Annotated in this window: 9 protein-coding genes; 4 read left to right on the top strand and 5 right to left on the bottom strand. The window is 51.1% G+C overall.

Annotated elements, in window-relative coordinates; all coding sequences use genetic code 11:
• Positions 1-48 precede the first annotated feature (48 nt).
• Entirely contained in the window at positions 49-2,346 is a 2,298-nt protein-coding gene (locus VMC84_RS08360) for a glycosyltransferase family 2 protein (protein ID WP_325379564.1), read from the top strand.
• A 60-nt stretch (positions 2,347-2,406) separates the two neighbouring features.
• Here the strand turns inward: VMC84_RS08360 and VMC84_RS08355 are convergent, their stop codons facing one another.
• Positions 2,407-4,158 carry a hypothetical protein gene (locus tag VMC84_RS08355; RefSeq protein WP_325379562.1) on the bottom strand — a complete coding sequence of 584 codons (1,752 nt, stop codon included), beginning with the start codon at positions 4,156-4,158 and terminating at the stop codon, positions 2,407-2,409.
• Positions 4,159-4,492: 334 nt separating this feature from the next.
• On the opposite strand from VMC84_RS08355, the gene VMC84_RS08350 reads away from it, so the two are divergent.
• From VMC84_RS08350 to VMC84_RS08340, 3 genes are read left to right on the top strand one after another with little or no spacing between them, the layout of a single operon-like run.
• Positions 4,493-5,266 (top strand): GNAT family N-acetyltransferase, encoded by a 774-nt coding sequence (locus VMC84_RS08350; protein ID WP_325379560.1) that lies wholly within the window; start codon positions 4,493-4,495, stop codon positions 5,264-5,266.
• A 4-nt stretch (positions 5,267-5,270) separates the two neighbouring features.
• Entirely contained in the window at positions 5,271-5,636 is a 366-nt protein-coding gene (locus VMC84_RS08345) for a hypothetical protein (RefSeq protein WP_325379558.1), read from the top strand.
• Positions 5,633-5,962: a hypothetical protein gene (locus tag VMC84_RS08340; protein WP_325379556.1), complete on the top strand. Its 330-nt coding sequence runs from the start codon at positions 5,633-5,635 to the stop codon at positions 5,960-5,962. The genes VMC84_RS08345 and VMC84_RS08340 overlap by 4 nt, the downstream gene beginning before the upstream one ends.
• A gap of 5 nt (positions 5,963-5,967) precedes the next feature.
• Here VMC84_RS08340 and VMC84_RS08335 read toward each other — a convergent pair whose 3' ends face one another.
• From VMC84_RS08335 to VMC84_RS08320, 4 genes are read right to left on the bottom strand one after another with little or no spacing between them, the layout of a single operon-like run.
• Positions 5,968-6,951 (bottom strand): glycosyltransferase family 2 protein, encoded by a 984-nt coding sequence (locus VMC84_RS08335; protein ID WP_325379554.1) that lies wholly within the window; start codon positions 6,949-6,951, stop codon positions 5,968-5,970.
• Between the two features lie 2 nt (positions 6,952-6,953).
• Positions 6,954-8,105: a dTDP-4-amino-4,6-dideoxygalactose transaminase gene (gene rffA / locus VMC84_RS08330; RefSeq protein ID WP_325379552.1), complete on the bottom strand. Its 1,152-nt coding sequence runs from the start codon at positions 8,103-8,105 to the stop codon at positions 6,954-6,956.
• A 28-nt stretch (positions 8,106-8,133) separates the two neighbouring features.
• Positions 8,134-8,958, bottom strand: a complete 825-nt coding sequence (locus tag VMC84_RS08325) for a 3-keto-5-aminohexanoate cleavage protein (RefSeq protein ID WP_325379550.1) — start codon at positions 8,956-8,958, stop codon at positions 8,134-8,136.
• 60 nt (positions 8,959-9,018) lie between these two features.
• Positions 9,019-9,669, bottom strand: a complete 651-nt coding sequence (locus VMC84_RS08320) for a DapH/DapD/GlmU-related protein (RefSeq protein ID WP_325379548.1) — start codon at positions 9,667-9,669, stop codon at positions 9,019-9,021.
• Positions 9,670-9,767 lie beyond the last annotated feature (98 nt).

Below are 9,767 nucleotides of genomic sequence, written 5' to 3'. Positions count from 1 at the left end.
GGACTTGCACAAGGATTATTAAAGTGCAGGTGACAAGATTATTAAGCCATGTCCGATAAAAAAGCGAGAGCCCGCTTCGGCCTGAGCGTATTTTCCTACACGCCTGGCGCCCGGGTAAAAAAATTCCAGAACCTCTCCATCATAGGCCTGGACATCATCAAAAAGCATGGCATTCGGGCGTTTTTAGGTAAGTTCAAAGGCTGGCTGTTTAAAAGATCGGTGGATACCTCAAGGGTCCCGCTGCTGGATATCCCCATAACTTCGGGCAGCCGGTATAGCGTGGAAAAATCCCTCGCCGGCAGGTTCCTCTTTCCGGCGGATAACCTCTTCGAGGTAAGGCTCTACACCCTGGGCAGAGACGATAATTGCAGTGCTACCCTTTTAATTCGCGATGGAGCAGGACACCTGTTACGGGAAACATCGCTCGACAGCCCGTCGATAAAAGAAAACGGCTACACTTCATTCAATTTCGCTCCCATAAAGGGCAGCCGCGGGAAGACCTTCAATTTCAAGCTGATGGTAAGGGATGGAAAGCTCGCCGTATCCTATGATAGGTCATACATCTCCGAAAGGCTGGAGCTGCTTTACGACGACACGTCCCTGAAAGGCGCGATCGGCTTCCAGGCCTTCGGGAACGCTGGCAGGAAGACGCTATACGATATATGGATCTTAAAGAACGAGCCTGTGGCCTCAGAGCTGGAGAGGCATCGAGATGTATCTAAAAGCTTTAATTACCGGCCGAAGGTCAGCGTTGTTACTCCCGTTTATAATCCCGAGGTTGCCTGGATAAAGGCGGCCGTAGAATCGGTGCTGGCGCAAACGTACGATAACTGGGAGCTCTGCCTGGCCGATGCATCCACGAAAGGCGACGTTAAGGAATGCCTTCGCAGTTATGCGAGTGAAGACTCAAGGATCAAGGTCAGGTTCCTGGAGAATAACCTCGGTATCGCGGCGAACTCGAACGAAGCCTTATCCCTGGCGACGGGTGAATACGTGGCGCTCCTCGACCACGACGACGAGCTGTCACCGGACGCGCTGTATGAAATCGTCAAACTCCTCCAGGACCACCCTGACGCCGATATGATCTACAGCGACGAGGACAAGATCGATATCGGGGGCAACAGGAGCAGCCCGTTCTTCAAGCCCGACTGGTCCCAGGATACCTTTTTATCGTACATGTACACCTGCCACGTCGGAGTCTACAGGAAAAAGCTCGTGGACGAGATCGGCGGATTCCGCGAAGGCTTCGAGGGAAGCCAGGACTATGACCTTACTTTGCGTATCATAGAAAAAGCAGGCAAAATATGCCACGTGCCCAAGGTCCTGTATCACTGGAGGACGACTCCCGGCTCTACTGCCACTGACCTGGATAAAAAAGGATATGCGCATACGGCAGGGGAAAAGGCGATCACGGATTACCTTAGAAGGAACGGCATAGATGCAGTAGTCGAGGAGGGCGCCTGGCCGACCTCATATCGAGTTAAGCGCAAGATATTGTATTCTCCCCTGGTCAGCGTCATCATACCAACAAGGGATAATGTGGATGTGTTGAGGCGATGCATAGACAGCATAATCGGAAAGACCGATTATAAAAATTTCGAGATCATCGTAGTGAACAACGATAGTAAAGATAAAGAAACGTATGGATATTTTGAGGAGCTCCGGGAGAAGAATATCGCCCGAGTCCTTGAATACGACCATCCCTTCAATTTTTCCGCCATCAACGACATGGCCGCGAAGGCCGCCCGCGGGGACGTACTGCTATTTTTAAACAACGATATGGAGGTCATCGACCCCGGCTGGCTATCGGCCATGCTGGAGCACGCACAGCGCAAAGAGGTGGGCGCTGTGGGATGCAAGCTGCTATACCCTAACGGCATGGTCCAGCATGCGGGCGTGATATTAGGCCTAACGGGCGGCGTCGTTGAAAAAGGCGTTGCCGGGCATTCGCATAAATGGTATATCGGCCCCGAGCATGGCTACTTCGGCCGCGTGGACCTCATCCAGGACGTCAGCGCCGTGACCGCCGCCTGCATGATGGTCCGGAGGGACGTCTTCGAGGAGGTCGGGGGCTTCGACGAGAACCTCTCCATCGCCTTCAATGACGTCGACCTGTGCCTTAAGATAAGGCGGAAGGGGTACCTCATCGTTTATACCCCATACGCCAGCCTGTACCACCACGAGTCGTACAGCCGGGGATACGAGGATACGCCCGAGAAGATCGAGCGCTTTGAAAAAGAGGTTAAGCTGGTGAGGGGCCGGTGGGGCGGCGTCATCGACGCCGGGGATCCTTATTATAGCCCCAACTTAACGCTGGATCGAGAGGATTTCTCGATCAAGACTTGACATTTGGCATAAAAGCCCATAGGTAAAAGAATGCTTAAAAAATCGGCATACGATCAAATACTATAATGATACGATCGGATACTTATTGCCTATAAAAGACAGGGTCTCTTGAAGACCGGGCTTATAATGCAGCCTGAAGACGATATCGCCCTGATGATCGCCCCAGGCATTAACGAATACCGCGACTGCATTACCTGGTTCCTGCCGGGTGGATTCGATCGAAAAGTAATATGTTTTACCTTTGGAGTCGGGGATCTGCTGGAATTTAAAGCTATGATACTTATTGTTCTGTATATCCCCTGCATTCGCGCTGACCACTGCGATGTCCCCGGATGTCGGCGATTCTTTCAGGTGGAACAGGACCTCATCAGAGCTGGCACGCCCGTTGCCCTGCATCAGCACGTCGACGGAATTTAGGTGATCATACAAGGATGTGAAGGCCTGGCTGATCGTCGTATTTCCATAGATCTCTCCGCCCGGCACGGCCGTCGAGTTATCTGCGAAGTCAATGCTTGCGCACCCGATGGTGGCCACGGCTGCGAGGCCGACAAAAAAACATATTGCATACGGCGCGAACGTGATCAATATCGGGTATACCATATCCGCCAGAGGCCTCTCGCCTGCGGCATCGGACGGCACATCGTCTCGTAACTCCCTGCGAACATGGAGTGCCCATACGACCAATACGGACACGATCAGCGTGGATAATACGATGGCGTAATTTGCTGTAATATCAAAAGTGGGCAAATAATATTGAAGGACCGTATCGATGTTATTGGTCCACATCATGGGTAAAAAGATGAAGAGCGACATCAGGGCGAAGGCAAAAAGGTAATTGAGCCTGTTCCTGAAATTATCGAGCACCAGGAGAATCAAGGGCAATAAGATGAGCCACCACTGGGGATGCGTAAAGACGGCGATGAAAAACCACGCGTATGTGACAAAGCTATAGTAAATAAAGTACCGGCGATCGTTAAGCATTTTTTCGGGGTAATATATCAGGTTATAAAATGAATCATATAGAATTACGATATAACCCAGCAGCCATATGGAGAGCACATGATATGGGGGCAAGTCAACGGGTCCGAGCTGTAGATTTATAAGCCAGCCAGGCTCACCGTTCGTCGACATTTGCAGGAGCGACGCCGGATGTATTAGCCATAGAACAATAAAGGAAATGATAAAAAGAAAAATCGACAATATCAGGTAACCTGACGTCTTAAGCAGATCGTATTTTTTAATTCTCAAGATCAGTATTGAAAAGATCAGGTAGACCGGAAGTAAGAACGCGGCAAATGGCACGTACGAGACCGATAATCCAAGTAGTAAAATACTTAATAGGGCGAGAAGCTCGTCTTTTTCGTTAATGGCTTTTAGGAAGACGATCATCGACAGCAGCATGAAAACGACACAAAAGACCTCGAGCTGTCCCATCACGGCCACGCTGACGAAGGAGAGCGTCCCGAATGCCAGGAGGGCCAGCCATTTATTCTTCAGGCCGAAATAGGATATAGCCACAATAAGAAGTAAGCAGATCAGAAATGGTATGGTGCACCACACCTGGAAAAAGGCGGGCACGAGGCTAAAATTGGTCGTCCAGGAATGAAGATCATAGCCAAAGATCTGCGAGCCCAGGGCGATCCAGGTTCCCTGCAGGATATAGAATGCGCTGGGATAATAAACGGGGACCTGTCCGGTAAAATCAAAGCCGTACAGCGAAAAAGCCTTCGCTTTGTAGTTCAATATCCAAAAATCGCCGTGTTTTGGAAGCGCCGCTGTAAGGCAGTAGATGATCGTGCAAAGTAACATCACGATAATCAGGATTGATGTACTATTTTGCTTAAATCGGCCTATTATACCCCTATCCATGCTCCGACCCGTTAAACGCTGTTATTTCGATTATCGCCTGAGTTTAAAAATAAACATATATAAATCCTTGGTACCGCAATATTTTTTTAAATCAGTAATGGCAGCCTGGTAATTATTGGTTGAACAAGACAACTGCCAGACAGCTTTCGCCGAAACCCATATGGCCGGATTGGAGTACTTTAATAAGTAAATATTCAATAAATCCCTGTTGGCATAATATTTATAATATCAACGGGAACTGTATGTTAATTTCATCGATGATCGTGAGCTTATGGCCTTGAAGATCGTAGATCAGGAATTTAGTGAGCAGGGCAATACCATACGCTATGGTTTAGTTCCATGGGATTCCCAAATATTCGGGTTCACTATCGTCGAGGCCTCAGGCATAGAGATCAGCAATATGGAAAAATTCGACATTTTGATATCTTCCTTTGAGCGCCGCCTGAAGGATTTAAATTGCAGGATGGTATGTGTAAAGGTCCCTGCGGTAGAAAAGGAAATATTCTATAAGCTGCAGAAGGGCGGTTATGTCTTCATCGAAGAGACGATCCAGCCTTATATCGGCGACCTGCGGAGACATGATGCCAGATATAGTGACCTCGTGGGGAGCCCGCTGGCCGGTGCGACCGGGGATACGATCGAGGCGATAAAGGGCATAGCCTGTCGGACTTTTGTATACGACAGGTTTCATGCGGATAAAGGGTTCTCGGGTGAAAAGGCGTCCGAAAGATACGCTTACTGGGTGGATAATAGCTTCAATTCGGGAGACGACGTATTGTATCTCGACGATGAGGGTGTAGTGAGGGGCTTCTCCATCGTCCATGGCTCGGGGGATGAGGCATATCTGGCGTTGATGGGCGTGGACGAGGGCCGGAAAGGCCATGGATTGGGCATGGAACTTCTGGCTGCCACGTGCCAGCACGTAAAGGACGAGGGCTTTAAGGGATTTTCGACCGTACTGTCGCTGAACAACATCCCGGCGTTAAATCTCTATTCGGAGTGCGGCTTTAAGTTCAAGGACCCGGTATACGTGCTTCATAAATGGATGTAGTGCCATGGCCGAGCGTAACAAATATGCGTTTATCTTCATCGTCCTGGCCATATTGTTCCAGGCGCTCAGCTCCATCTTTAATAAGTACGCGGCCAACTCGCTCACCGGCGTCAGCATCGTGCTGATCTTGACGAATATTTTTTATGTCCTGAAAATGGTATGCCTCATGCTCCAGGCTGTCGTCTGGCAGATGGCGTTGAAAAACTATGAGCTCTCGTTCGCCTATCCGTTCATGAGCCTGGTCAACTTTATCATACTGCTCGCGTCGCTTCTGCTCTTTAACGAGGGCATAACGGCCGCGAACGTGCTGGGATTACTGGCCATCTCCGCGGGGGTATATTTCCTGGCAAAGGACGGTGCTGCCATATGAACGCCTATATCCTGGTGATATTATGCATTCTATTGACCGGGATGGGCCAGCTATGCCTGAAGCTCGGGTCGCATAATAAGCAAAGCTTTTTGGGAATGTATCTTAACCCTTACACGCTTTCTGGCTATGCGATATTGTTTATTGTGACCATACTTTCGGTGCTGGCGTTAATGGGCATCGACCTCAAAGTGTTTTCCGCCTTTATGGCCTTGAATTACGTTGCGATCACTTTACTGTCTGTCGCCGTTCTCCACGAGCCTCTCAGTAAAAACAGGATCATTGCTATCGTACTGATCGTCTTCGGCGTGGCGGCCTTTAACCTGTAGTGGGCCTAGATCCGCTTTACTTCTATGGGATTTTCCTTTAATGGGGCGCCATCCTTGCCGCGAGCTCCCGGGTCTATTGATTCTCTTATCACATACTGGGGGGTCCTGTTCTGCGTCAGGTATATACGACCGATGTATTCGCCGATCATTCCGAGCGATAGCAGTTGTACGCCCGAGAATATCAGGGTCGAAACGATCAGCGACGCCCATCCCTGGACAGGCACCAGGAAGAATATAGCTCTCACTATGATCACGGCCGCTGATAAAAATCCTACCAGGGCAAAGACGATCCCGATATAGGCAAAGAGCCTCAGGGGAAGTATGGAAAAGTTCAAGAACCCGTTCATCCAGAGGCTCAGCAGCTTTTTTATCGTATAATTGGAGCGTCCGTTTTCCCTCTCCCGGTGCTCCACTTTCACCGTGCCGATGTTCCGTGTGATGCGCAGGATCAGCCCGTCTAAATAGGGGTATGGCGCATCGTACCTGACCATTTCCTTTACCACAAAGGACCGGATGATCCGGAAGCTGGAAAACCTTAGCCCGCGGGGCTTGCCGATCATAATTTCCATCATCAGGCTATTGGCCATGCTCCCGGCGTTCCTGAAGAAGCCCTCGTTTTTCGGGTATTCCCCGTAAACCACGTCATGGCCCTTATCGATCTCGGCGATGAGCTTGAATATTTCCGCCGCCGGATGCTGGAGGTCGTCGTCCATCGTGACGGCGTACTCGCCTTTTGCATAGTTGAGGCCCGCCATGGTCGCGTTATGCTGGCCGAAGTTGCGGGACAGGTTCAGCGCGCGAACGTTATCGTATTTTCTCGAAAGCCCCTCGAGTACCTGGAAACTCCTGTCCGTACTCCCATCGTTCACCAGTATGATATCGATATCGAGCATTGGCCGAAGCTGCAGCTCGAGCTGTCCGACTAGCTCTCCGATAGTCTTTTCCGAGTTGTAGACCGGTATGACGATGGATATCCTGTGTTCTGGCATTTTTACACGACTTCCTCTTCGATGGCTTCCCTGAGCGCTGAAATTACATACGCGAACTCTTCATTCGTCATGCCCGCGTACATTGGCAGCCGTAATAATCTTTTGCTCACGCTTTCGGTCACGGGCAGATCTCCCGCTTTATACCCCAGCTTTTTCCCCATGGGCGAGGAGTGGAGGGGCAGATAATGGAATATCGCGAGGATGCTGCGCGCCCTGAGCCGCTGCATGACTGCGTCACGGGCGCTTGCATCATTGAATAAGACGTAATACAGGTGGGCGTTATGCTGCGCGTAGCCCGGCACGATCGGTAATCTCAGCGATCCGCTATTCTCGTACGGCTTGAGCGCCTTGTTATAGGCGTTATAGATCCTGAGCCTCTTACGCTGGATCGTGTCCAGGCTTTCAAGCTGGGCGTATAAGAACGCGGCGAGAATATCGCTCGGCAGATAGCTGGAGCCGATGTCGACCCAGGTGTATTTATCGACCTCGCCCCGGAAAAACTTACTCCTGTCCGTGCCTTTCTCTCTCAGGACCTCCGCCCGCTCGATGATTTTTTTATCGTCCGTATTTATCAGCAGGGCGCCGCCCTCCCCGCAGGAATAGTTCTTTGTCTCGTGGAAGCTATAGCAGCCGAAGTCGCCCAGCGTTCCGAGGTAGCGGTTTTTGTACCGGGCGTTCACGCCGTGCGCGGAGTCCTCGACGACGGCGAGCCCGTGCTCCTGGGCGATCTCCGTGATCTCGTCCATTTTGCAGGCGACGCCGCCATAATGAACGGGGTAAATTGCCCTGGTATTTGGTGTGATCTTGCGCCGGATATCGTCGGGGTCGATGTTCATAGTGCTCTCGTCGATCTCCGCGAAGACGATTTTTGCCCCGGCGAGCAATACGGGATTTGCCGTCGATACGAACGTGAACGAAGGCAGTATGACCTCGTCCTTTTTCTTAAGTCTAAGTAAGTATGTCGCCAGTTCCAGGGCGCCCGTACAAGACGTGGTCATTAATGCTTTTTTCGCGCTAAAAGTCGTTTCGATGAATTCGTTGACCTTTTTTGTATAATGGCCATCCCCTGCGATAGTATTACCGGAATGGAGCAGTTCGCTGATGTATCGAAGCTCGTTACCCGCGATATATGGCCGGTTATATGGGACGATCATTTTTCCCTCAACTCGATGTCTCAACAGTCTATTTTTGTGCCTTTCGCTCGAGGCCCAGTATTTCCCGCGCCTCTGCAGGCGTAGCGATATCCCTTCCTAGTTCGTGGGCCATCCTGACCGCCCTCTCGACCAGGCCTTTATTCGTCGCGAGCTCTCTGGTCTCGTAATTATAGTATATGGAGTCCTCGATGCCGGTCCTCACGTGGCCGCCCATCAATATGGCGGCGGCCGTGATCTGTGTCTGGAACCTGCCAATACCGGCTGCGGACCAGGTGCTGCCGGGCGGCAAGGATTCGACCAGGTAGGCAAGGTCCCGGAAATCTGCCGGCATGTCCCCGAGGGAACCTAATAAAAGATTGAAGTGTAATGGCGTTTTCAAATAGCCTTTCCTGGCGAGGTATTTTGCCGTATTGATGAACCCCGGCTCGAATATCTCGAGCTCCGGCTTTATTCCCCTGTCGTTCATAGCGCATGCCAGCCGCCGGATCGTATCCATTGTGTTGATGCTAGGGTTAATAGAAAAGTTCACGTGCCCCATCATCAGGCTGGCCATGTCAGGCCGGAGGCTCAGGACCTCAGACCGATGGCCGATATCCATGTCCATCCTTCCGCTCGTCGACACGCAGATGATGATGTTGGGGCACTTTTCTCTTATCAGTGAAATAATATTACCATAAACCTCTTTAAGGTAGGTGGGGCGGCCTTCGCCATCCCTCGCGTGCAAATGGACTACCGAGGCGCCCAGACGATATGCCTCATTCGTATCTTTCGCGATCTCTTCGGGAGTAATGGGCACGTTAGGCGTGTCACCACGCGAAGGGATCATGCCGGTCGGCGCTAGCTGTATGATCAATTTCCCGGCTGGTTGTCCATTGATGTATACCATTTTTCCCCTCTACACGACAGCTATACTCTATTCATTTTTCCTCAATATCTTTGCCGGTACGCCGACAACGACCACGTTGTCCGGCACATCCTTGACGACGACCGACCCCGCGCCAACCACCGAGTTGGAACCGATGTGTATCCCATCGATGACCGTAGAGCCTATGCCGATCATCGTCCTGTTCCCTATCCAGACACGGCCCGCTATAGCGGCTCCCGGGGCCACGTCTGAAAAGTCGCCGATCTCCGTATCATGGCCGATCGTCGAGGCCCGGTTGACCCGCGTGAAATTCCCTATCCGGCTGTTGGGGCCTATAACTGCATGGGGGGAAATTAGGGCGCCTTCGCCGTAGCGGACATTGGAGCCCAAATACGCCGCAGGATGCACGAGGGGCGAGAACATGATCCCATAGTTACGCTTGAAGTCGGCCAGGACCTGGTCCCTGCCGTCGAAGAACCCGTAAAAATATTTTTCATCCGGCCGGGGCTTAAAGTCCGAAATCTCAATGACCGGGACGTCATAGCCAAATAGCGCTATTCTCCGTTTGAGGTCTTCCCACTGCTTTTCGGTTGGATTAATATTGTTGATGATGGCGCAGATCCTGTCCTGCCTGGCATGGATGATATCGGCTATATCGCTGAGATAATGGCCGAACCCGAATATGCCCCATCGCTCCAAAACGCTAACCCCGGCAATTGTGATATTAAAAATAGTATCATGGGGTTAATAAACATATTGCAATCATATCTGCCCTTGGCAAGGCGGATTCGATACTA

This window comes from Methanocella sp. (genome assembly GCF_035506375.1).
Classification (GTDB): domain Archaea; phylum Halobacteriota; class Methanocellia; order Methanocellales; family Methanocellaceae; genus Methanocella.
Note: the sequence above shows the minus strand (reverse complement) of the source record. Positions and strands in the feature narration are given on the sequence as shown.